Source organism: Phycisphaerae bacterium, assembly GCA_019636475.1.
Taxonomy (GTDB): Bacteria; Planctomycetota; Phycisphaerae; order UBA1845; family UTPLA1; genus JADJRI01.
The window spans coordinates 85,245-109,901 of the sequence record JAHBXN010000002.1; the positions used below are offsets into that span (position 1 = coordinate 85,245).

The following is a 24,657-nucleotide window of genomic DNA, read 5'->3' on the forward strand; positions in this document are numbered from 1 at the left end:
GGCTGGCTTCATTCTCATGCCGTCCGCTGTTAGACTCCCGCCACGATGAACCTGCCCTCCGCGGCTATCGCAGCCGACACATCGATTTCGACGCTTTCGTTTCGCATGCCGACCGGCATCGCGGGCGCTGTCGCGCTGGCCGGCCTGGCGATCGCAGTTGTCGCAGTACTCTTGAACCGACGATTGCCGAACGGACTCTGGGGAACGCTTCTGTCTTTCGGCGCCAGCGTCGCGCTGGGCATCGTTGTGTACGACAATGACTGGGGAATTCAGGACCCCCTTCTGCGCATCATCTTGTGCGGATCCTTCGTGACGCCCCTGTGGCTCCTTCTGGGCGTCGTGGGGCGTCGCGCCGCGACAAGACGTGCATCGACGGAAAAGGTCGGTGAGCCCATTGCGAATTCAGACGGTTTCTCGGCGATCATGGCATGGGCGCTGCTTACCGGCACCGCAACGGTCGCCGGACTCGCTTCAATGCTGCTCCAGGCCGGATGGCCTCGGGTTGTTTCACCGAATCTTTCGTTCAGCGCGCTGTCCGCGACCGGACTCACCGCCATTGGCGGATTGATCGTGACCGTCGCAATCTGGCGACTGGACCGGTGGAGCCCGCAGCAGCCGACGGTGTTGCTTGCGCTGTCGGCGCTGTTCGTATGCTGGACCAGCCTGATGATCCCGACAGCCTCCCTGACGGATGAGATTCCTGTTCACCTTCGACTGCCGATGCAACCGGGCTGGTGGACATGGACTTTTCAACTTCAGGTGGGACTTGCGATGGTGATTGGTGTCGCCGCGGTGACTCAGGACTTGCTGTATCGGCGGAAACGGAGGCAGGCGTGGCCGGACCGGCTTGACGAGTTGTTGACGCCCTATTCCCGCTGGCCGGGCTATGTCCAATTGGAGGCGCTCATTGCGGCGGGGGTACTGATTCTGGGCGTTTACCAGATTGTCCGTGCAGGAGGTCGGGGCTGGACAATGCCCATGGTCAGTGCGACCGCGGCGATGAGCACCGGGGTTGCCTGCCTGTACATGACGTATCGGCGATGGAGCGCGAACACGGCCGGACTGGGAATGGGGCTGGTCTCGCTGGCAATTGTCACGGTGGCTTGCGCGGCCGCATCACTGCTCTTGCCGACAAACGAGTACCGCACATACGCCGACCGGATGCCGATCCTGTTTAATGCCATACTCTTTGCACTGTCGATCATGATCTGGCTTTGGGCCTGGCTTTCGCGGGTCTGGGATCAGCAGCTGCTCGATGGAATTCCATGGACCACGACCGGCCGCATGATTCCGTATGCGCGGCGTACGTCGTTCTTTCTTGCGGCGATCTCCCTGCTGGTCGCGTATCAGATGACCCTGTGGAACACCCGTGCGCTCGGCTCGCACACAGATGACGGCGTGTACCGAATGGTGTTCGGTCCGCTTGCGATCGGACTCCTGGGGTGGCAGTTCGCAGCATCGGCACGGAGGAGAAACTCGGTGGCATGGGCCACATTCTCGGTGGCGATGGCGGTGGGCGGCGTGCTGTTTATTTTTCTGCGAATGGATGCGGGAGAGGGCCGCGGCTGGTTGATTCAATATCGACCGGTGGTATTGGCGGCGTTGTCGGTCGCGACGCTGCTGGCTGCCGAAGCGCTGCCGAAGACAAGCTGGAAGACCTTCGCGCCGCCGTTGTGGTTTCTGGCGCTTCTGTTTCTCCCCCTTAAATCACTCATTGACATTCTCCCGGGAGCTTCGCTTCCGGAAGCCTGGGTGAGCCCAACGACATTGGCCGTGCTGGCGCTGCTGTACTTCATCGCGGGCAGCCGTGAGCATCGACGCGCCTTTCTGGTGCTGGGCGGGGTGCTGCTGCTGGCGGCCGGCAGCGGCGCGTATCGCTTGTAATAATCGTGCCACGCTCGTAGCATCTTATTCGAGACTCGGCCGCAGGGGAGAACCGTTCATACTGGAGAGGGTGCATCGGCCGATCGCGGAGGTGGCATGAAAAGCGGTCGCGTATTTCGACTTCTGAAGATCATTACCCTGATGCAGTCGGGCCGGCTGTACGACGCGGACGGCATGGCTGCGGAGTTGAGCGTCTCGCGTCGCACCCTGTTTCGGGACCTGAAGCTACTGGAGATGGTGGGCGTCCCGTATCGCTTCGACCACAACGAAGGCGCTTACAAGATACCGGAAGGCCAGTTCATGCCGCCGGTCCGACTGACCCTTGAGGAATCACTGGCGTTGCTGCTGGTCACGCGCGTCTTTATTGCCCGTCAGGTTCATCCGGCGTACCAATATGCCGTGGATGCGGCACTAAAAATCGAGAGCACGCTTCCGGCTGCGGTGCTGGAGCATTGCGGCGCGTGGCTGTCCGGCCTGTCGATCCAGTGGCCCGCATCGTCGTGGGCCGACGCCGTATCGGGCCTGTTTGAGAAACTGCAGCGCGCGCTGGCTGACCGAAGACGAATTCGGATGCGTTATGATTCGACCCACGACGATCGCGAGGTTGTATTTCTATGTGATCCGTTGCGGCTGGTTTTCATGACGCGGGGCTGGTATCTCATCGCTCACAGCCACCTCCACGGCGAAATCCGCACGTTCAAGGTGGATCGCATCGTCGAGGTTTCCATGACGGAGGACCGGTTCAAGCCGGATGCGGATTTCTCGCTGAAGAAATACTTCGGGAAGGCATGGCGCATGATCCCCGAGGGCCGTCTCTATTCGGTTCGATTGAAATTCACGAGGGAGGTCGCCGCGAGCGTCGAAGAAGTGCTATGGCACTCCACGCAATCGACCAGGAAGCATCCTGACGGCAGCTTGATTTTCGAGGCGGAGGTTGACGGACTGCGTGAGATTTCGGCATGGGTCCTGAGCTATGGCGATCAGGTGGAGGTGCTTTCGCCTCAGCCGCTCCGTGATATCGTTCGCGACCGAGCGAAAAACATGCTTGCGGCGGCGCGGCGACTGGACGCCGAAGTGGCCGATCTTCCCGGCCGAGTGGAGACGTGATGATGCGTGCGATCGTTCAGCGGGTGAGCAAGGCCAGGGTGACGGTGGCAGGCGAACTCACCGGGCAGATCGAACGAGGGCTTCTGGTGTATGTCGGCGTCGGTCAGGATGATGTCGATGCGGACGCGGAGTTCATTGCGGGGAAGATTCGCTTCCTGCGTGTCTTCGAAGACCGCGACGGAAAAATGAACATTGATGTCGCGGATATCGGCGGCGCGGTGCTGCTCGTGAGCAATTTCTCGCTTTATGCCGATTGCCGAAAGGGCCGACGACCGGCGTTCGTTGACGCAGCGCCTCCCGCGAAGGCGAACGAGCTCTATGAGCGCGTTTGCGAAAAGGTCCGGAGCCTGGGTGTTCGCGTGGAAACCGGCCGATTCCAGCAGACGATGGCTGTCGAGGCGGTGAACGACGGCCCGATCAATATCTGGCTGGATTCGCGCGCGTGACTGCTGATCCCGTGCTGAAGATCAGATTCGGCGCAGCGCGCCGGGCTGCATGAGCCATTGCAATACGCCGCGCACGGCAGGCTCGAATTCCACAATTTCCACGCACGCTACCGCACCCTTCCGAAGGGCGACGACGGACTCCGACCGGCCGGTGATGAGCCGCCCGCATAGCTCGCTGAGATCCGGTTCATGTCCGACAAGTGCCAACGCGCCGACATTTCCACTGTGGCCGACGTCGGAGATCAATGCATCGGCATCACCTCCGGGTGCAAGTGCCTTGTCGACGGTCATCTTGCCCGTGAAACGCGGAAGTGTCGCGAGTATTTCGGCGGTTTGGATCGCTCGGACGAGGGGACTGGTCCAGATTGCGTCGAGATGCACGCCCAGTCGGGCGAGTCCGCGAACGACCCGGCACATTCGTCGAGCACCTTTTTCGGTCAACGGGCGTTCGCCATCCGAATAAGTCGAGTCGCCGCGCTCCACGGCAATGGCGTGCCGCACCAGGTATAGCAGCATCGATTGATACTCCAGATTGTCTGTGAAGAATCGGTCGAAACACTCGTCAGGAACCGGGTGGCTGATAGCCCCATTTCCACCAGGGTTCCCTGACGGGTTCAGGCGACGAGAGCACATGACCGCCAATGAATGCCACATTGATACGATTGCGGTGGCGCAGCGAGGGGAACCAGTGCGCACCGTCTTCATAAGCATCCGCGCAGGAGTCATCGAGCAGCGGCGGAGCGGAATAATATGGAATCGTTCCGGACTCAACGGCGGCCTTGCCGTCCACATCGAACAGCAGCGGCACATCAGGGAATTGCAGGATCGCGGGTGTCAATTGGGCGAGACGCAGATAGTTTACGCCGTCGATCGTCTGAGTACGGCGGTGAAGGCGCATGTTGAATCCGACGCTGACGTTCTTCTGTGGGCCCACTGCGCCCGCACTGCATGGGAAACCCGCTCGTCGATCCAGTCTCGCGGAGGCGAGGCTGGGACACATCATGCTGGTTGCAATGCCGTCGAGCGGCTGACTCTCAATCTCTTCGGGATCGCCGGACCAGAACTCGTCGATCTGATAGATCGATTCCTGAAAGTCCTCAATGAAGAAGCGCTGGCCGCCCAGCGACGTGCTGTCGCCGAGATTCCCGTTTGATCCATCGGCGAAGAGCATGAAGCTCAGGGAGACATTGCGAAGATTGGTCTTACACATCAAATCCTGCGCAGCCTGACGTCCGGCGCTGAGGGCGGGGAGCAAGATTGCAAGCAGCAATGAGATGACCGCGAGCGCTACAAGCAACTCGATTAAGGTGAAACCGGCGCAAAGGACGTGAGAGCGCGATGACTTTCGCGTGCGACGTCCCCCCCCCGCATGCCCGATCGATCGGATCAAAGCGTCCATGACCCGTCATGATACCGCGCCACGGCGGGGAAATACAAAGTAACCGCCGAACGGGGCCGATTGGCTTGATCCCGTGCGATATGGACCAATCGCCCCGGTGCGAACCGGACGGTGGATCGATGTCGTCCGCCGAGGGTCCAGCCGGAGGACTAGGCGGTTTTGCCGTGGCACTGCTTGTATTTCCTGCCGCTACCGCAAGGGCAGGGTTCGTTTCGGCCGACCTTCGGCTGCTCGCGACGAATCTGTTCGACCTTCGTCTCCTGGTTCTGGGCCTGCATGGCGGCGTTGCGGTCGCGTTCGACCTGGCCGCTGAAGCCCTGATTCGTGGCTTCGGCGTGTCGGGTGGCGGCGATTTTATAGCGGCTCTGGACCTCGGAATCGTCCATGAGGCGGGCACGGAAAATGATGCCGGTGACCTTGTCCTCAATGGCAGTCTGCATTTCCTTGAACATCTCGAAGCCCTCACGCTTGTAGGCGATTCGCGGGTCCTGCTCGGCATAGCCGCGAAGTCCGATGGACTCCTTGAGCAGGTCAATCGCGTGCATGTGCTCCTTCCAAGCCTGATCGTAGATCTGGAGGAGCACATAGCGCTCCAGCACGGTCAGCTCGCGCCGAATCAGGTCGCGACCGAAGATCAGGAGGGCATCGCGCACGTTTTCGGCGCGTTTGAAGGTTTCGTCGTCGAAGGCGGGGCCGAAGCGTTCCTTTGCCCACGACTCCAATTGGCCGTTGGAGGACGAACCCGCTCGCGACAGGTTGGCGTCAATTTCCTTCTCGAGGCGGCCGCCGGATGAATACTCAGCGTTCAGCCGGAACAGTTCATCCGCCAGTTCGTTGGGGGCGCGCTTGCGGACATCGTCCACGGTCCAGCTCATGCCAAACTTGAAATTCGCCCACTGAGCGAGTGCATCGGCGGCGTAGGCGCTGTCGGTCCGCTCGTTGAGAATCGTCCGGCCGAGAATCCACTCAACGGGATAACGGGCCTCGCGTTCGCGATAGGCCTTGCGAATACCCTCGCGCAGCTGGGCAATGAGTTCGTCATCCGACATGTTCTCGAAGCCTTCGATCCTGATTTCAACGCCGAACTTCTGCTGTGCCCACGCGAGCAGCGTCTTCTTTCCGTAAGCGGAATCGAAGAAGCGTTCGATCGGCGCCAGATCGACCGCACTGAACCTGGCTTCCGCCGATTCGAGAAAGGACTGTCGAACTTCGTCGACCGACATCTGCTTCAGGTGATTCTGTGAGAGCTTCGAACCGAACCGCGTTTCACCCCAACGAGCGAGGCCGCGGATGTCCCACTGTTCCGGATCGACTTCGGCATCCATGTATTCGCTGACAGTCATGGCGATGGCGTTCCGGGCTTCCTCCATCGCGTTGTCGCGAATGAGGCGTTTGGAGGTTTCCACGTCCTCCATGTCGAGATGCTTCGGCTCGATGGAGCATTCCAATTCAGACTTCGCCCACTCGCTCACGCATTTGGCGCTGTACTGCTTGTCGAGGAACCGACCTGCGGCGTTGGTAACCGTGGATTCGATCATCCGCCAGATGACCTCGACCAGCCGCCCTGAACGGCCGGGCTTGCCTGCCGCCAGAATCTCCTGCCGCTGGCCGTAGAAGATTTTTCGCTGATGGTCCATGACTTCGTCGTATTCGAGCAGGTGCTTTCGAATACCGAAGTTCTTTTCCTCGACTTTCTTCTGGGCTCGTTCGATTCCCTTGTTGATGCTCTTGGCTTCGATGGCCATGCCTTCCTCGAAGCCCATTCGTTCCAGCATCTTGAGCATCCAGTCGCCCATGAACAGGCGAAGCAGGTCATCGCCCAGCGAGAGGAAGAAACGGCTGGAACCCGGATCGCCCTGACGTCCGGATCGCCCGCGCAACTGATTATCAATTCGTCGGGATTCGTGCCGCTCGGTACCGATGATGTGCAGTCCGCACGGCACATTGAGCGCACAGACCTTGCGGCCCAGTTCGGGGAAGCGCGGATCGAGTTTGGGCTTCCAGCAATGGGCGCAGTTGGTTCGCGGGTCGTAATCAGGGCAACTGATGCAGCACTTGGTGCCGATGACGCCCTTTTCGTGCCAACCGTGCGAACGGCCGTTGGAATTTTCGGGCGGACCGAGATCACCGATGCACTTCTCGTAAACGACGCCTTTCTGCAACTTGATGTCGGTACCGCGTCCCGCCATGTTCGTTGCGATGGTGACGTTTCCGACGACCTGCCGGTCTCGATTGCGCACCTTCTCGATGGTTTCGCCGGCCTTTGCGACGATATCGGCTTCGCGTTCGTGGTGCTTCGCATTGAGCACCTCGTGCTCGATGCCGTACTTGCGCGTCAGCAGGTTCGAGAGCTTCTCGGAATTCTCAATCGAGATCGTACCAACAAGCACCGGCCGGCCACGTGAAAGATCGCCGACGGCCTCATCATAGGCCGCGGCCATGTGCTCGCCGGTGCCGTCTCCACCCTTGAATTCGGCCAGCGCGGACTCAATCTTGTCGACCGGGCGGCCTTGCCGCTGGAGAATGGGCTTCAGGTTTTTCAGAACCGGTTCGAGCACGAACGGATCACTGGTGCGGCCTCTTGTGTGTATGTCATGGATTTCCTCGACGATCGCGTTGTACTTGTCGTCGACGGTTTTGTAGATGCGGTCGTGGTGATCAATTCGATTTACAGGGCGGTTGGTGGGAATGGACACGACATCCAGCGCGTAGATCTTCATGAACTCATCAGCCTCGGTCATGGCGGTTCCCGTCATGCCGGCGCGACTGGCGTACAACTTGAAGAAATTCTGCAGCGTGATCGTCGCCAGAGTCTGCGTCTCCTCCTTGACACGAACGCCCTCCTTCGCCTCGATCGCCTGGTGCAGACCGTCCGACCATTGCCGGCCATGCATGAGGCGACCCGTAAAGGGATCGACGATGATGATCTCGCCGTCCTTCACGACATAATCCACGTCGCGCTCGTAGACGACATGGCCGCGGACGGAGTTTTCGATGAGATGCGGCCACTCCATGTTGTCGCCGACGTAGAGCGAGCCGACGCCGAGTTGCTCCTGTGCGACGGTGATGCCGTCATGCGTGATTGAAACGCTCTTGCGCTCCTTTGCGACCACATAGTAAAGCTTATGGCCGATCGCCTCGGCTTCTTCCTCAGTGATCCACGTGGGATCCGTCTTGAACCGCGAAACCGTCCCGGGGAACTTCGGATGATCCGCGAATTCGCGCGGCGGGTTGTCACCCCAATCCTTGATCCGCCGGAGCGTCTCCTGTTGAGCGGCCTGTTGTCTGGAGATGAGCACACGGGACACGGCATCGGCCGTCCGGTATCGGGTGACGTCATCCTCGGCCGGGCCGCTGATGATCAGGGGTGTGCGGGCCTCGTCGATGAGGATGGAGTCCACTTCGTCTACGATCGCAAAATCGAGGGGTCCCTGCACCTGATCCTCGATGCTGGTTTTCATGTTATCGCGGAGGTAGTCGAAGCCGAACTCGTTGTTCGTGCCATAAGTGATGTTGCATGCGTAGGCCTTGGCGCGAATTCCTTCGCGTCCGCCGGGATCGACCTGTGATTGGATGTATCCGACGGACATGCCGACAAGCTCGAAGATCGGCATCGCGAACTCGGCGTCGCGCTTCACGAGGTAGTCGTTCACCGTCACGATGTGAACGTGCTTGTTTTCAAGTGCCTTTAGATAGGCCGCGAGATGGCAGACGATGGTCTTGCCTTCGCCGGTCTTCATTTCGGCGATGGTTCCGCTGTATAGCACCTGGCCGCCGATGAGCTGGCAGTCGAAATGCCGGTGGTTTCGTGCCCGCCTTGATGCCTCGCGCAGCACGGCGAAGGCTTCAGGCAGCAGGACGTCGGGTGATTCGCCGGACGCCAGTCGACCTCGGAGCTCATCGGTTCGCTTCCGCAAGTCTTCGCTCAGTTCCACCCGGATGCGCTGCAACGCGGCTTCTCGCTCTTCAGGCGGCAAGTCCGCGGCAATTCCCGAACTGGCCGCAGCGAAACGCGCGTCGTAATCTCCGCGCATTTCGGGTTCGAGTGAGCTGATCCGCTCCGCGATCATGCCGAATCGTTTCACGATTCGTTCGTTGCGCGAGCCAAACACCTTGCGAAAGACGGTACCGATTGCTTCGAGAACGGCCATGATGAAACCCTGCGTGCTAAGTGAGCTTGACGATTTGGAGCGATACGACCCGATTCAGTTCGGAAGAGAGTGGATAATTCGCGCGCAGCGGTCAGCCGGCAACGCGCGTTGAGAGAACTTGAAATGCGGTTCAGGGGCCGTAAAGCCCGCCCGCGCGATGTGAAATGGCGATGCGCCGACTCAGCGTGAGCCAAGGTCGAGTCTGCCGGGCCGGGTCTGCCACCACAAATCGGACGGCGTGGCGTGTCAGTCGCCCCAGGGATCGCCCGCAGATGAGAATCAGCGCGAGGACGGCTGCAGTCCATCCGAGGCCCGTTGCGGAGTCCAAACCACCGGCATTCGACTGCCCCAGGGCGCGCGTGACCACGATCAATCGGTCGGACGAGCCGAATCCCCCGAAAGCAGATCGTGCAAAATCGACGCCAACCAGCGCGGTCCCCGCAAGCACCGTCGCGGCAGCCCATCGTCGGAGCGAATCGGATCGACGGGCGGCCCGATCAAATGCCTCACAGGACCGGGAATCGGTTGTATCGGATGCCGACATTGCAGGTATTCTAATCGGCGTTCAGAAGCCGGACAATGCGATTCGAACAGGCCGTTTGATGCGGTGTCCCGGAACGTGTTCTCGAAGGTTTCGGCCATTTGGCGGCCGGTTCGCGGTCGATGGTGGCTTACCCCCCACCCTTTTCAAGGATCGGTCATCCAGACCGAACATCCGTCGGAGGAAACCGACATGAACTCAAGAACGATCCTGATCACTGGCGCGTCGAGCGGCATTGGCCGCGCACTGGCCCGGCGGTTTGCGCGGAATGGATCGCGACTGATTTTGGTCGCGCGCCGCCGTGAGCGATTGGAAGCGCTGGCCGATGAACTCGGTTCGTCGGCCATGGCACTTTCGCCGATCATTGAGGACCTGACTTCAGACGGGGCGTGCGAACGAATCGCCGCCCAGCTGGAGCAGCAAGGCGCGAAGATTGATGTTCTGGTGAACAATGCCGGCGTTGGCGAGTACGGTGAATTCGCATCGCAATCGCTGCCTGCCGTCAAAGCCATGCTGACGCTCAATTTGACGTCGCTGGTCGAATTGACACACCGCGTACTGCCGGACATGCTCGCATGCGGCAATGGACACGTCGTCAATATTGCCAGCACCGCGGCCTTTCAGCCGACGCCGTACTTTGCGGCATACGGCGCGTCGAAGGCATTTGTCATGAACTTTTCGATGGCGCTTTGGTACGAACTGAAGAATCGCGGAGTGAGTGTTACATGCATTTGTCCTGGGCCGGTCGCAACCGAGTTTTTTGACCGCGGCGGGCTGGAAGGTCAAAAACAGGCGTTTCTGAAGACCGGCATGACCCCGGAAAGGGTTGCCGAAGCGGCGTACCGCGCCGTAGCGGGTCGACGCTCACTTGTGATTCCGGGGTGGTTGAATCGGTTGGGCGCTATTGCGCCGCGATTCGCGCCGGTCCGGCTTGTAACGCGCGCGACAGCGCTGCTCCTGAAGCCGCGGCATTAGCGGCGATCGACGCACTTGACGCCGAACAGCCTTTGCGATTGGAATTTCAATCCGACCGATCGGCCACTGATCCAGTGTTGCTGGGTCAACGCAGCGACAGGCTTCTTTTGCATAAACCCCGCTATTGTAACGATTCCGGCCGGCGCAATACGGAGACGGCATGACCATCTGGATCTGGATCGCGTTCATCGTGTTGATCATCGGCTTCCTGGCCCTCGATCTGGGCGTCTTCAACAAGACCGCCCATGTGATCTCCACGAATGAAGCCTTGATCTGGACAGCCTTGTGGGTGGTCCTCTCCCTTGCATTCAATGTGCTGATCTACGAAATGTACGAGCAGGACTGGCTGGGTATCAGCTCGCTGGACGGCACGGTCGAATCGGGGAAGGATGCGGCGCTGGAGTTCTTCACCGGCTATCTTGTCGAGAAATCGCTGAGTCTCGACAACATCTTCGTCATTGCCGTGATCTTCAGTTTCTTCAAGGTGCCGGCGATCCATCAGCACCGCGTGCTTTTCTGGGGAATTCTGGGTGCATTGGTCTTGCGCGGTTTGATGATCGGGCTGGGCACGGCGCTGGTGCAGTCGTTCGCTTGGATCAACTACGTCTTTGGCGGCATTCTGATACTGACCGCCGTAAAGATGCTTCTTGTCGGCGATGAACAGGTGGAGCCGGAGAAGAACCCCCTCGTTCGCCTGGCGCGAAGGTTGTTTCCGATCAGCCCGGGTTATGAAGGCCACAGGTTTTTCACGCACATCGACGGGAAGCGAGCGATCACGCCATTGTTCCTTGTGTTGCTGGTCGTCGAGAGCACCGATCTCCTGTTCGCAGTAGACTCCATTCCGGCGATTTTTGCGGTCACTAACGACCCGTTCATTGTATTTACATCGAACGTCTTCGCGATTCTGGGGTTGCGCTCATTGTATTTCGCGTTATCCGGCATCATGGACAAATTCAAATACCTTAAGGCGAGCCTCGTGTTCATCCTTGCCTTTGTCGGCGTGAAGATGCTCCTTGCCCATCACCATCCGATCCCGATCCCGTTCTCCTTGGGTGTAATCGTCGCGACACTCTTCGTCGGTGTCGTTGCATCGATGCTTGCGTCGCACCAGGCCACCGCGCCGATCATCCAGCAGGCGGCCGTCGTGGCCGACGCAACCAGGAAACAAATTCGGCGCGCGCTCATCTTCCTGCTGGGCGCGACGGTCGTGCTTATCGGGATTGCCATGATTGTCCTGCCCGGTCCGGCTGTGGTGGTCATCCCGGCGGGGCTCGCGATTCTCGGAACTGAGTTTGTCTGGGCTCGGCGATTGTTTGCCAAACTTAAAGATGCATCCAAGCGTGTCACGGACTCCGTCGGGCTGACCGGCTCAAACAGTCCAAAAGCGTCGGACGATTCGCGTGAGAAAACCGGCGGATCCTGACGCGAAGTTCGCGTCTGCACTGGCGCGGCATGACAATTGCTGGACTTTCGATTTCACGGAGGCAGCGATCCGGGGGTGTGTTTTTCTGAATCCGCAGTCGGCCGCTTTCGACCGCTGATCGCGCGATAGACCCAGAACAACGCACCGACAACAAGAACGACGCATAGCATCCACATTTCGTATCGCTTGGCGTCTCCGATCAGGAGTTCGAACGCATTGCCGAATACATAACCAGCCGTACCGACCAATACGGACCACGCGGCGGCGCCAGCCACATTCAGAAGTGCGAACCGGGCTGGATTGTATCCGCTCGCTCCGAGTACCAACGGGGTGACCGTCCGAAGTCCGTACATGAAACGGAAGCCCAGCACGATTGGAATCTCAAAACGCGTCAACCTGGCCTGCAATTGTTCGGCACGAACTGCCCAGCGCGGCCGGGAGGTGATGTATGCCCGCCCCCGCCAGCGCCCGACATAGAACCAGAACTGGTCGCCGGCGGTTGAGCCCACGAACGCGACAAGGAAAACCCAGGGAAGCGCGAGGTATCCGCGGTGCGCCGCAAAACCCGCGGCGACCAACACGGTCTCTCCCTCCAGAAAGGTGCCGATCAGGAGCGCCGTGTACCCGTAGGTTTCAATCAACGATTCAATGAATGGCACGATATGGACTCTCGACCTCCATTCAACTTACAGCCGCCGGTGACAGATGACGCGCCGGCATCCTCACGTTGTTCGTTGCCGGCGGCCTGACCTTGGAATTGTCCGCCTTTCGAGGCAAATCGCGAGCGGCGTCACGGCCGGCGGCAGTTGTCGCATCGCCATGCTGCGCAAGATCGGCGAAAATGAGAATAGTTTAGTGGGAACATAAGCGTGCCCGACAGTTCAAAATTGCCAATATCTGAGCGAAGGCTCCACACGCTGATTGCACTGTTTACGGTGGCCGCCATCGTGGGCCATCTCATCCTTCGGTTTGCCGTTCAGGCTCCCCGATCCACGTGCGAAATCCCCCTGCTCGCCGCTTTGCTGCTGGGTGGCGGCCCGCTCGTGATTGAGCTCACCGTGCGTCTGCTGAGATTCGAGTTCGGCTCGGATCTGCTCGCGGGCATCTCCATCGTCACTTCAATCGTGCTGGGTGAGTATCTGGCCGGCGCGCTGGTCGTTCTCATGCTTTCGGGTGGTGAGGCATTGGAGGGTTACGCCGTTCGCAGCGCGTCGGACGTGCTTGAAGCACTGTCCAATCGCATGCCGGCGAGGGCTCATCGCAAGACCGACGATCATTTCGAGGATGTCGCGATCGAACAGATCCGCGTCGGCGATCTGCTGATCATATTCCCCCACGAAGTGTGCCCCATTGACGGCACCGTCGTCGAAGGCCACGGCGTAATGGACGAGTCCTACCTCACGGGCGAACCTTATATGATGTCCAAGACGCCCGGATCAACCGTGCTCTCCGGCGCGATCAACGGCGAATCCGCGCTGACCATCCGTGCCGACAAGCTCGCGGTCGACTCGCGCTACGCGAAGATCATGCAGGTCATGGAGATTTCCGCGCAGCAGCGGCCGCGGCTACGCCGATTGGGTGACCAGCTCGGCGCCTACTACACGCCGATTGCGATCGCGATCGGATTGATTGCCTGGGCACTGAGCGGGCAGAGCATCCGATTTCTGGCGGTCATGGTCATCGCCACGCCATGCCCGCTTCTGATCGCCATTCCCGTCACGATCATCGGTTCAATTTCGCTCGCCGCGAAGCGGGCAATCGTGATTCGCGATCCGATCGTTCTGGAGAGAATCGATACCTGCCGCACCGTAATGTTTGATAAAACGGGGACGCTTACCTATGGCAAGCCGAAGCTGACCGAGCAGGTGATTGACTCGGCATTTCATCCCGGGGAGGTTCTTGCATGGGCGGCGAGCATCGAGCGATATTCCAAGCATCCGCTCTCGGGAGCCATTCTGGCAGCCGCCGAGCAGGCCGGAATCGTGACCCACGAAGCGAGTGAAATCCACGAACGCGCGGGCAAAGGGTTGTGGGGCAGGGTCGGAGGCAAGGTGGTCCGCATCACCCATCGCAATCAACTGCTCGCTGAACAGCCCGAACTGTCGTCGCGCCTTCCTGACATCGTCGGTGGCCTCGAATGCGTCATGCTCATTGACGGCCAATACGCAGCGACTTACCGATTCCGCGACACACCGCGCGCCGAGGGCGCGTTGTTTGTTCGGCATCTGGGAACCCGGCACAAGATCAATCGCGTCCTGCTCATCACCGGCGACCGCGAATCCGAGGCAAGATACCTCGCGGAACAGGTCGGAATCAGAGACATTCACTTCAGCCGGTCTCCAGAGGAGAAGCTGGAGATCGTTCGAAAGGAGACGGCACTGGCCCATACGCTCTTCGTCGGTGACGGGATCAACGACGCCCCCGCCCTGATGGCCGCCACCGTCGGCATCGCATTCGGCAGCGACAGCGACGTGACGGTCGAAGCCGCCGGCGCGGTTGTAATGGATAGCTCCCTCGAGAAGATCGACGAACTCCTGCACATCAGTCGTCGTATGAGAAGCATTGCACTGCAAAGCGCACTCGGCGGCATGGCGTTGAGTGTCCTCGGCATGATTCTCGCCGCAGCGGGCTACTTACCTCCCGTGGCCGGCGCGATCGCACAGGAAATCATCGATGTCTTCGCGGTGCTGAATGCCTTGCGCGTGGCATTCCCACCGAAAGCACTGATCGACTACGACCGGAGTTGATCCGAGCGTCCGGCGGCCGTCATTCCCGTCGCACAGGCCCGCCGCCTTGAAACACGTGACTAAATCCACTGACGCCGCACCAGCCACGTCTTCACGCTCTGCGTGAGGAGCAGATAGCCCACTGTGATCCCGCTCAGCAACAGCCAGTAGAGCGGCGGCAGGTGTGTGAATCCGAGATGGGGGCCGATCACCGAGAATGGAATGGCCAGTCCGACAGCCATGATGCAGGTAGTCGTGACCATCAGCGGCCAGGAGGCGCGGCTCTGGAGAAATGGAATCTTTCGGGTGCGAATTACATAAATAATGAGCGTCTGCGTGAGCAGGCTCTCGACGAACCAGCCGGTTTGAAAAACCGAAGCCCTGTCGAGCGCCCAGCAATGGAACACATTCAACATCATGAAAAATGTCAAATAGTCAAAAATCGATGAGCATGGGCCAATCAGAACGATGAAACGCCAGATCGACCCGATATCCCACGGACGAGGCCTGGCGATTTGTTCGGCATCCACTTCGTCGGTCGGAATGGCGGTCTGAGACAGATCGTAGAGCAGGTTGTTCGTGAGAATCTGAATCGGAGTCATCGGGAGATACGGTACGAAAAGGCTGGCCCCCAACACGCTGAACATGTTGCCGAAGTTGCTGCTCGCGCCCATCCCGATGTACTTCAGAATATTGGCGAACACCCTTCTGCCTTCGAGCACGCCCTCGTCCAGCACCAGCAGACTCTTCTCCAGCAGGATCATGTCTGCGGATTCCCTGGCAATATCCACCGCCGCATCGACGCTCACCCCGACGTCGGCCGATCGCAATGCCGGCGCGTCGTTGATGCCGTCGCCCAGGAAGCCCACTGTATGATTTCCGGCCTGAAGCGCCTGAATGATCCGCTTCTTGTGCGCGGGAGAAACCCGCGCGAAGAGCGTGGTGCTTTCGGCTGCAACCGCGAGCTGCTCGTCGGTCATTTCCTCGACCTGACCGCCCACAAGCGCATGTTCGGTCGGGATTCCAACTTCGTGGCAGATTTTCCTCGCGACGAGCTCGTTGTCCCCCGTCACGACCTTGATTGCGACGCCATGATTCTGCAAAGCCCTTATCGCCGCGGCCGCAGATTCCTTGGGCGGATCCAGAAAGGCGACGTAGCCTTTAAGAACCATATCTGATTCATCGTCCTTACCGTACGCCTCCCCGTCCGGCTTTGGATCCCGATCCCGGTAGGCGATGGCCAACACGCGAAAGCCGTCGGCCGAGAGTCGTTCATACTCCTCCTTGAGGTCGTCGAGCAGCAGATCGTTCAGCGGGTTCGTCTCTCCATCGAGTTCGAAATAGCGACATCGCGGAAAAATCGCCTCCGGCGCGCCCTTGCCGATGATTCGATCCTTCCCTTCAGGCGTTCGGATCACCACGGACATCATGCGGCGTTCGAAGTCGAACGGGATCTCATCGACCTTGGCATGATCCGGAATCCGGGCGTGGGCGTGTGTCTCCTCATGCGCAAGTACGGCCCGATCCAGCACATTCCTCAGGCCCGTCTGAAAATGGCTGTTCATATAAGCAAGTGCCAGGACCTCGTCATTCTCCTCGAGGGCCGCGTCACAATGCCGCTCCAGGATCACACGATCCATCGTGAGCGTGCCCGTTTTGTCCGTACATAGAATGTCGATCGCGCCGATATTCTGAATTGCATTGATGCGCTTGACGATGACCTTCTTCCTCGACATCGCCTGCGCACCCTTGGACAGGCACACACTCACGATCATCGGCAGCATCTCAGGCGTGAGTCCGACCGCCACCGCCAGCGAGAAAAAAAAGGCCTCGCGCCAGTTTCCCTTGGTCAGTCCGTTGATGACAAAGACCAGCGGTACCATCACGAAGACCAGTCGAAGCATCAACCAGGTGAATCGCGAGACGCCCCGATCAAAGGCCGTCGGAGCCGGGGTCGTGTCAAACGACGCGGCCATACTGCCCAGATAGGTCTGCCGTCCCGTCGCCACGACAACGGCCAGCGCTGAACCGCTGTGAACGCTCGTACCAAGAAATGCGATATTGTCCAACTCAAGAGGCGATCTGCCCGCGCCGCCCTTGTCCGCATCAAACTTTTCGATCGGGATGGATTCGCCCGTCAATGCCCCCTGAATCACAAACAGGTCCTTGGCCGAAAGAATGCGTACATCCGCGGGAATCATGTCGCCGGCGGCCAAGCGAATGAGGTCGCCCGGCGCGATGTGCGAAACAGCGCGCTCCTCGCTCCGGCCCTGACGAATCACGGCGGCGGTCGCCGAGAGCATGCTTTTCAACTTTGCCGCCGCGTAGTCCGCCTTTGCTTCCTGGATGATGCGAAGGCTGACACCCAGCGCAATCATCAGCGACATCACCACACCGGCGGACGCATCACCCGTCGCGAAGGAGATGATCGCCAGCATTAACAACAGGATGACGAGCGGATTGAATACCGCGTGCCACAAGAGGACCCACGAGCTTTTTCGACCGTCGCCCTCGACGACATTCAGGCCACATTCGGAAAGCCGGTGCTCCGCCTCGTCGTTTGTCAGCCCGTCGGAACTGGTCTTCAGCCGTTGATAGGCCGCATCGACCGACAGCGCAGACACTTCGATCAGCAGCGGTGAGACATGGATCGAATACGTCGGCCTGGGGAATTCGCTGGGAAGGCCCACCGGCCTGGGATGCAATGAGACGAACTTGGAGCGATGTTCACCCGTCGCCATGGTTTTCGCCCGCTGCCGATTCGGCAACTGAACCCATCGTATCAGGACGGAACATTATCGCCATTGGTGATCGAAAAACCGGTAACAGGCGGATACTCCCCGATCATCTCGAAGTGACATCAGGGTCGCAAATCGCGGTGTGTCGCAACGAAGTACGTAGAGTCGGCACACTGGGAAGGCACTCGCAACAGCAGTGGGCGGAGGACCGATTCACGACCAAAACTGACGACTGAAATATCGCCGATTTCGACGGGAGCGGGTCCGTGCGTTGTGGACAGGTTGAACCACGGTGACACCAGCAAACCGGATCACGGCGTCGGACGAAACCCATGACGGCGTTGGCGTGCAGCCCCCGACACCTTTAGAATCGGGATTTGCGTTGAACAGTTAGGACAACCCCTTGCTGATCGACCCAATAGCGCCCGTAGCTCAGCAGGATAGAGCAGCGGTTTCCTAAACCGCAGGTCGGAGGTTCGAATCCTCTCGGGCGCGTTCCGTTCTTTGTCCGGTGATCTCGCCATCCGTTCATGATTCCTCGCGGTTTCATGGCCCGGCGGTGCGATGGGTTCACGCTCTTGAATCGAAATATCGCCCCGGCTTCCGGCATGTCAAAATGAGAGAGACTCGGTTGCCGCCGGCCTGTTCCCGGTTCGCTCACTTCGCCAGATCAACGCACACCAGTTCCTTGTCGCTCCGTGCGAAGACGCTGCGGTCAGCGAAGGCCGGATGGGACCAGCACACGCCGCCGCGGCGCGAGGGGAGTTGATCGCGCGTCGGTTTGAGGATGTGGGTCCGGCTGATTTCTTCATAGCCTTTGGGAGTCAGCCGGGCGATGATCAAATCGCCTTCTTCATTGAACATCCACATGCGCTGTTGCGGCTCGTTCCAGACGAAATGGATGGTGGACCAGCGCTCGTGCCTGACGGCCTTGTCGCTCTCCCAGATCCGATCGCCGGTCTTTGCATCAAGGCAGCGTAGCTCACCATAGCTATCGACGCCGTAGATGTAATCACCTGCGAGCCAAGGCGTGGAGATGATGGCGTGGAGAGCGTCGGTGTGTTGTTCGTCCTTTCCACCGCGGCGCCAAAGTTCCGTCGCGCTTTTTCCATCCTTTGAGAGCCTGAGCATGAGTGAGCCATCGAAGAAATTCGTTAAGAAGAGGTAGTCACCCTCCAGGACGGGTGTGGCGATGCCGATGACCACGCGCTTGGCCGGAAACGGAATATTCCATTCAAGCCTTCCGGTTGCTGGATCCGCACCCACTACATAACTCGCGGTGTAGCACACGAGAATACGGTTGCCTTCGCGTTCGAAGATGACCGGCGCGGAGTACGATGCGGTGTCATCAAGAGAACGCCAGAGTTCCTCCCCATTCACCTTGTTGAACGCGACCAGGCACGATTCGCCTTCGCCGCCGATCTGCACGATGACCCGATTGCCTTCGATCAGCGGCGCTCCGGATATACCCCACACGGGCATGCGAATTTTGTATTCCGCATTGAGGTCTTTCTTCCACAGCACTTCGCCGGTCCTCGCATCAAGACAATGGAAGTGACCCATCGCCCCGATTGAAAAGGCCCGACCGCCGTCAATCGTCACGTTGGCCCGCGGACCGGCGTCGTAGTCCACTTTGTACACGGCCTCATACTCATGTGACCAGATTTTTCGGCCATCGCGAATGTCGAAGCAATGTACGCGTTCAACCTGCCTCGGATCGACGAGCCGATCCATCACATACACGCGACCTTCGGCAACCGTGGGACCGCTGTATCCGCCGGCAATGGGGACGGACCATTTGGGATCCGTCTTCGACTTGGCGAACGTCTCGACGATGCCCGTTTCCCGCCAGATTCCGTCACGCGCCGGCCCGCGCCACTGCGGCCAATCATCCGCGCGAACGTTGGTTGTCGCCGCGGCGGCGATCAGAGCCATGGACTGAATTGCGAACAGCTTGCGATGATTCATGCTGGGCCACTCCGTATCACGAGATTTCGCTGAACCGGCGGCTTCCGTCGTTTCGGACAGACTTCTCGACAAATTCGACGGCCGATCGGATCCAATGCCGCAATGAGGTGCCATTGTAGTGGGAATGCCCGGGGATTTCCGGATGCAAACACGCGGGATCCGAATTACATTCAGTCCGGTCCACGAGACCGCCATGGGAGTACAGCCATGAACGATCACGACACCCAGCATCCCGCCTATTCTTCCGCGCAGGAGATCGAGAGGCGCCGGGCTTTTATTGAGCAGTTCCGCGCGTGCCCGATTCCGGAGCAGGAGTTGCTGGTCAATCTGGGACTGTTTATCAACCGGCAGTCGATGTCCCGCATGCTCTACATTCACGACCTGTTTCGGCGCATCGTGCCCGTACATGGTGTCATCATGGAGTTCGGTGTGCGATGGGGACAGAACCTCGCGCTGTTCTCATCGTTCAGGGGAATCTACGAACCCTACAACTTCAATCGGAAGATCATCGGATTCGACACGTTCGCCGGTTTCCCGGCCGTCGCTGAAGAGGACGGTCGATCGGAACAGGTCCGAATCGGCGGATTCGGCGTCACGGCGGATTACAAGGAATATCTTCATTCCCTGCTTCAGTATCATGAGTCGGAAAGCCCGCTGCCTCACATCCGCAAATTCGAGTTGGTTGAGGGTGACGCAACAAAGACACTTCCGGTTTATCTTGAGCGACACCCGGAGACGATCGTGGCCTTGGCCTACTTCGACTTTGACCTGTATGACCCGACGCGGGCCTGCCTCGAGCTGATTCGGGAGCGCGTTCCACGCGGCGGCATTATCGCATTTGACGAGTTGAACTGCCGCGAATTTCCGGGTGAAACGCGAGCGGTAATGGATGTCTTCGGTATTCATCGCTGCCGCCTGGAGCGCACGTCTCATAATCCGACGCCAGGCTTCATGGTCATCGAATAGGTCGGTCCACGATCGATTCGAATGCCGGGATGTGAAAAAGGAGAAACGCCGGGGACCTTTGGGAGCCGCCCGGCGCTTTCCGGAGGGGGGAATAGGCTTATTGAAGCTGTTTCAGGACCCTGTACTCAATGAACCTCGGCCCGAGAAGCACATGCTCTGAAACAGGTGCTCATCTGGAATAGATGTTACAGGCCGGCCCATACCCCTGCAAAAGGGTATTCGCCCTAAATTTGCAATCGAATATCGACCGAAGTGCCTGAAAGCTGACACAGTGTACGGAAAAACACGCATCCCCCCCCCCCCCGGAAAAGGATTGGCCGAGAATCCAACCGGCGGTTTCATTTCCGCGCAATCGCGTTTTTGCGAACCGGCCTCCGGCAATCGTATCCTTAACTCCAACAGGAACAGTTCGCCGACGTTGCGGTCAAGACGCTGTACGCGCCGCGATAAAGGAAATGTTGAGGTAGCGGCGTCGCGCGGGCGATCATCAAGGTGCGCGCGGGCATCGATGCCATGGCGGGCCGAGGAACATATGCCCTTTCAAAGCAACAAGCCCGTCGCAACGCGCAAGTTCATCCGCTTCACAATGATTGCCTTCGCCTTGGCACTCGTCTGCGCGGCGATGGCGGCGCACGAGTTCCGTCGCAGTGCAGCGACGAGAGAACTGTTCGCACAGGACGCCGAACGAATCGCACGGGACGTGATTGACGAATTCGGTCGGGCGGTGGATCCGGATCTTCACAATCTGCAATCTCTTTGCTCACGATCCCTCTCGAAACGACAGGTATTCGTCGCTCGCGTAATGGATTCGACGGGCAAGGTCCTGGCACATGCTGAGAAAACGTCCGCCTTCGAAAGCGTTCTCGCCCGATCGTCGAGCCGCGAGGTACCTGACGGCGGCGCCCTCGCTGAAATGATCGACACCGCCCAGCTGAAGGAACCTGCCGACGGCATCTATGCGATCGTCACGACGAAGCTTCATAGCGCTAGCGCATCAAATCCGCTCACTCTGGCGGTCATCGCCCGCGTGGACTTGCGCGGCATCGATGCAAAAGCGGACCTGTGGCAGTTTCATCTGCCATTGGCGTGCATCATGATCGCTGGGTTGTTCGTGGTGGACGCTCGATTGAATCGCCGGTTGGTCGATCCGCTGACCACGCTTGCCCGTACAAGCGCCGAATTCGACCCGTGTGCCGAACCGACCGAATCCGAGCCGGAAGCGCCAGTCGATTCTTTGGCCGCGCGAGGCAGTCTGGCGGAGTTGTTGTCGCTCAACGAGAGCATTTCGGCCGCTCAAATGCACTGTCGGCTTTGGCGGCGAATGACCCAGATCACCGAACGACGCGTCGATTCGCAAGTTGCCCGCGAAACAAAACGGATCATTTCGGACCTGAATCGCGTGCGAAAGGAGGCGTGGCAGGACGCATTGACCGGCGTTAACAACCGGCGCTACCTCGAAGAGCAATTTCCGCCGATTTTTGACGCCCAGTTCAACGCGAACCGCGACCTCAGCGTCATCATGTTTGATCTCGACAACTTCAAACAGGTCAATGACACGATCGGACACGGTGCCGGCGATGACGTGCTTCGCTTTACCGGCGAGCTGCTCCGGCAGTGCGTCCGGTCAGATGATTGCGCAATCCGCTACGGCGGCGATGAATTCATCGTCATCCTGCCCGGTGCATCGGCCGATTCCGCCGCCCGGCTGGCCAATCGCATTCTGTCCTTGTTCGCACAGCGACTTCGGGCCATGTTTGACAAAACGCTGCTGCCGACACTGACCGCTGGCGTTGCGAGCATCTTCGGCAACAGGGCCAAGACGCCGGGAGAGCTACTCGCCTGTGCGGATCACGCCCTCCTGTCGGCAAAACAAGCCGGCAAGGCCCAAGCCGTGACGTCACCAATCGATGCGGCACATTTCCGCCAATCGGGACGCACCATGCGTATCCAAGTTCGTTCGTCGACACCACTGCCCGCGAAACTATAATACACGCGAGTCGCGTGAGGGGAGTGTCCGCCGTGCGCAGAAGCGTTCGCGGTAATCGATGCGCGTCGCGCCGCGAGGCTCAGGCCTCGGTTGTCGCGATGCCGAACATCCGCGACACCCGGATGCGGCAAATTATGCGACGAATCTTCGCCCTTCTGCTTCTAACGTGCCTGATTTCAACCGGGTCGGGTTGCGCAGGCCGAATATTCGGCGAAATCACGAGTTGGCAACCGTCGGGAAATCCACGGCGAGGCATCACCTACTATGTCGGCGGCGCCGGACCGATGGGCCATGTCGGATCGTTTGATGTGCCGGGCGGTCTTCGCGATGGGGGTTATGAAGGGGACGTCCGCGTCTTTACATGGCAGAGCTGGTTGCATTCCGGCGATCAGCTCAACATCAGCCGCAATCGAGCAAAAGGCATCGAACTGGCGGATCGGATACGACAGGATCGGCGGATGCACCCGGGTGCGAAGATTAACATCATCGCGCTCTCAGCGGGCACAGGCATTACAACATTCGCCCTGGAGGCGCTTCCCGAGAGCGCGAAGGTGTCCAACGTGCTGTTTCTTGGATGCAGCATGTCGAGCCGGTACGATCTGACCCGCGCGCTTCGGCGGGTGCAGAATCGGCTTTATATCGTGTATTCACCGACCGACGGAATTCTTCGCAACGTCGTTTGGTACACCGGCACGGTCGATCGCTCAGACAGCGAAGATGGCATTGCCGGTCTCGAGGGCTTCTATGTGCCCGCCACCGCCACATCGGAGACCCGTCAGCTTTATCAGAAGCTTGCAAATATTCGATATCGCCCAGAATTCGCGCTGTCCGATTATCGCGGCGGCCACGTGGATTCGACCTCCAGATTGTTCGTCCGCCGCTATCTGGCGCCGATCGTCCTTGGAAACGACTCCAGACTGGTCGGGCACTTCGCGGACCGTCGATCCGACGACTTTCAACCCACGCGCGCGTCGCAAAATATGCCGGACCCGTTGCGCGGAGGCGGTGAAGTTGACGTGGACCGAGCCGAATCCGAAACCACTGAAATCCCGGCACACGCCGATCGAATCGACACGCGCGGAGCCGAGCGAGACAGAGGCTCCGGCGATCGCATTCGAAGCGCCGAACAGCGCGATCGGGAACTGGGCTGGAATCGAGTACCTGATCCGGACTGACGGGTGAATTGACTTTCAAAACCTCGAACGAGCTGAATCCGCGTACATGGATCGAGCGAAGCCACATCACAGCGGAGAAGAGAAGGCTCGATCCGTCCGCAAATCGCGATCTCCGCGCATGAAGGCCGACGATCGGCGCAAGCAACTTCTTGAGGCCGCCATCCAGTGTTTCGCCAGCTACGGGTACAAAGGGGCAACGACGGCGATACTCGCCAGAGCGGCGCATGTATCCGAGCCGGTGCTGTACCAGCACTTCAAGAGCAAGCAGGACCTCTTCGTAATGCTGATCCATGAAGTGGGGCGGGAGGTGATTCGGAGCTGGCGCCACGCGATCGCCCCACTGAAATCGCCGATGGACCAGTTGCGCGTACTGTTTCGGCTGAACCCCGCAACCACGGACGCCCGTACACGGCAGCTCTATCGCGTCATCTTCATGGCTCAAACTGAAATCAACGACCCGCGCATCCATGCCGCGCTATGCGATCACTACGAACAGTACGCGCGATTCCTCGCCCATGTGCTGAAGCGCGCCCAGCGCACGCATCAGGTTCGGCGGGATGTCTCCCCCGTCGGCCTGGCCTGGCAGTTGATCCACGCCGCGATCGGCTTCGCTTTCATCAAGCCGCTCGACATTCCGGGCCATGCGACCCCGGCAAACGTCGAACAGACCATCGGACTATTGATTGAGTTGCTTGCGGGTGATGACCTGGGCAAGAGTTGAAGAACGCCGCACTGAGTCAGTGGGCGGTCTTCGAATCGGAGGATGACTTATTCGGATCGTTGAAGTGCACCGGTCGATCGGCCGACTTGTCCTCGCGAATCGAGCGAGACGCATCATCCTTGATCTGTTCAATGTCGTCGCTCGTGTCCTTAAGCCCCTTCTTGAATTCGACGAAGCTCTTGCCCAGCGATCGGCCCACTTCCGGCAATCGCCGACCGAAGATCAGCAGCGCGATCACGCCGATGACAATCATCTCCGGTACGCCGATTGAATTCAAAAACGCCAGAACCTGAGACTGCGCGAGCATGTTCGTTCTCCGTGGCATACGGCCGCACGCCAGATGATTATATCGTACCCTCCGCCAAGGGGCCTTACCATTCAAACGCAATATCTGCGCGATTCCGCCCCGCGAACACCGAATTCCACCTGATTTCGGCAATCGAGAGTACG

At 59.4% G+C, this 24,657-nt stretch carries 18 protein-coding genes and 1 tRNA gene; 11 read left to right on the forward strand and 8 right to left on the reverse strand.

All coding sequences use genetic code 11. The features are described 5' to 3' along the window. Positions 1–45: 45 nt before the first annotated feature. The 3 genes from KF841_03495 (at position 46) to dtd (ending at position 3,437) form a co-directional block, all read left to right on the forward strand. A complete protein-coding gene (locus KF841_03495) occupies positions 46–1,884 on the forward strand; it encodes a hypothetical protein (GenBank protein ID MBX3394412.1) in 1,839 nt (612 codons plus the stop codon). 96 nt (positions 1,885–1,980) lie between these two features. Further along, positions 1,981–2,991 carry a WYL domain-containing transcriptional regulator gene (locus KF841_03500; GenBank protein MBX3394413.1) on the forward strand — a complete coding sequence of 337 codons (1,011 nt, stop codon included), beginning with the start codon at positions 1,981–1,983 and terminating at the stop codon, positions 2,989–2,991. A gap of 2 nt (positions 2,992–2,993) precedes the next feature. Beyond that, the gene (dtd, locus tag KF841_03505; GenBank protein ID MBX3394414.1) at positions 2,994–3,437 is read left to right on the forward strand and encodes a D-tyrosyl-tRNA(Tyr) deacylase; all 444 of its coding nucleotides are present in this window, start codon (positions 2,994–2,996) and stop codon (positions 3,435–3,437) included. Positions 3,438–3,458: 21 nt separating this feature from the next. Here the strand turns inward: dtd and sixA are convergent, their stop codons facing one another. The 4 genes from sixA to KF841_03525 form a co-directional block, all read right to left on the reverse strand. Continuing rightward, entirely contained in the window at positions 3,459–3,953 is a 495-nt protein-coding gene (gene sixA / locus KF841_03510) for a phosphohistidine phosphatase SixA (GenBank protein MBX3394415.1), read from the reverse strand. 46 nt (positions 3,954–3,999) lie between these two features. Beyond that, the gene (locus KF841_03515) at positions 4,000–4,836 is read right to left on the reverse strand and encodes a prepilin-type N-terminal cleavage/methylation domain-containing protein (protein MBX3394416.1); all 837 of its coding nucleotides are present in this window, start codon (positions 4,834–4,836) and stop codon (positions 4,000–4,002) included. A gap of 149 nt (positions 4,837–4,985) precedes the next feature. Further along, entirely contained in the window at positions 4,986–8,987 is a 4,002-nt protein-coding gene (locus KF841_03520) for an SEC-C domain-containing protein (GenBank protein ID MBX3394417.1), read from the reverse strand. 130 nt (positions 8,988–9,117) lie between these two features. Then, the gene (locus KF841_03525; protein ID MBX3394418.1) at positions 9,118–9,531 is read right to left on the reverse strand and encodes a hypothetical protein; all 414 of its coding nucleotides are present in this window, start codon (positions 9,529–9,531) and stop codon (positions 9,118–9,120) included. 189 nt (positions 9,532–9,720) lie between these two features. On the opposite strand from KF841_03525, the gene KF841_03530 reads away from it, so the two are divergent. Together KF841_03530 and KF841_03535 are read left to right on the forward strand one after the other, a co-directional pair. Beyond that, positions 9,721–10,503, forward strand: a complete 783-nt coding sequence (locus KF841_03530; GenBank protein ID MBX3394419.1) for an SDR family oxidoreductase — start codon at positions 9,721–9,723, stop codon at positions 10,501–10,503. Positions 10,504–10,663: 160 nt separating this feature from the next. Next, a complete protein-coding gene (locus tag KF841_03535) occupies positions 10,664–11,926 on the forward strand; it encodes a TerC/Alx family metal homeostasis membrane protein (protein ID MBX3394420.1) in 1,263 nt (420 codons plus the stop codon). Between the two features lie 53 nt (positions 11,927–11,979). On the opposite strand, the gene KF841_03540 is transcribed toward KF841_03535, so the two are convergent. Beyond that, the gene (locus KF841_03540) at positions 11,980–12,588 is read right to left on the reverse strand and encodes a DedA family protein (GenBank protein ID MBX3394421.1); all 609 of its coding nucleotides are present in this window, start codon (positions 12,586–12,588) and stop codon (positions 11,980–11,982) included. A 201-nt stretch (positions 12,589–12,789) separates the two neighbouring features. Between KF841_03540 and KF841_03545 the strand changes: the two genes are divergently transcribed. Further along, on the forward strand, positions 12,790–14,673 hold the full coding sequence (locus KF841_03545) for a heavy metal translocating P-type ATPase (protein MBX3394422.1): 1,884 nt from the start codon (positions 12,790–12,792) through the stop codon (positions 14,671–14,673). A 59-nt stretch (positions 14,674–14,732) separates the two neighbouring features. Here KF841_03545 and mgtA read toward each other — a convergent pair whose 3' ends face one another. Further along, on the reverse strand, positions 14,733–17,393 hold the full coding sequence (mgtA, locus tag KF841_03550; GenBank protein MBX3394423.1) for a magnesium-translocating P-type ATPase: 2,661 nt from the start codon (positions 17,391–17,393) through the stop codon (positions 14,733–14,735). Between the two features lie 418 nt (positions 17,394–17,811). Here mgtA and KF841_03555 point away from each other — a divergent pair. Continuing rightward, positions 17,812–17,885 (forward strand) — tRNA-Arg (locus tag KF841_03555). Between the two features lie 162 nt (positions 17,886–18,047). Here the strand turns inward: KF841_03555 and KF841_03560 are convergent. After that, a complete protein-coding gene (locus KF841_03560; GenBank protein MBX3394424.1) occupies positions 18,048–19,325 on the reverse strand; it encodes a PQQ-like beta-propeller repeat protein in 1,278 nt (425 codons plus the stop codon). 240 nt (positions 19,326–19,565) lie between these two features. On the opposite strand from KF841_03560, the gene KF841_03565 reads away from it, so the two are divergent. The 4 genes from KF841_03565 (at position 19,566) to KF841_03580 (ending at position 24,207) form a co-directional block, all read left to right on the forward strand. Further along, positions 19,566–20,324, forward strand: a complete 759-nt coding sequence (locus KF841_03565) for a crotonobetainyl-CoA--carnitine CoA-transferase (protein MBX3394425.1) — start codon at positions 19,566–19,568, stop codon at positions 20,322–20,324. Positions 20,325–20,856: 532 nt separating this feature from the next. Next, on the forward strand, positions 20,857–22,311 hold the full coding sequence (locus KF841_03570) for a GGDEF domain-containing protein (protein MBX3394426.1): 1,455 nt from the start codon (positions 20,857–20,859) through the stop codon (positions 22,309–22,311). 134 nt (positions 22,312–22,445) lie between these two features. Next, positions 22,446–23,486 (forward strand): hypothetical protein, encoded by a 1,041-nt coding sequence (locus KF841_03575; protein ID MBX3394427.1) that lies wholly within the window; start codon positions 22,446–22,448, stop codon positions 23,484–23,486. A 46-nt stretch (positions 23,487–23,532) separates the two neighbouring features. After that, entirely contained in the window at positions 23,533–24,207 is a 675-nt protein-coding gene (locus KF841_03580) for a TetR/AcrR family transcriptional regulator (protein MBX3394428.1), read from the forward strand. 16 nt (positions 24,208–24,223) lie between these two features. Here KF841_03580 and KF841_03585 read toward each other — a convergent pair whose 3' ends face one another. Next, entirely contained in the window at positions 24,224–24,514 is a 291-nt protein-coding gene (locus KF841_03585; GenBank protein MBX3394429.1) for a twin-arginine translocase TatA/TatE family subunit, read from the reverse strand. Positions 24,515–24,657: the final 143 nt, after the last annotated feature.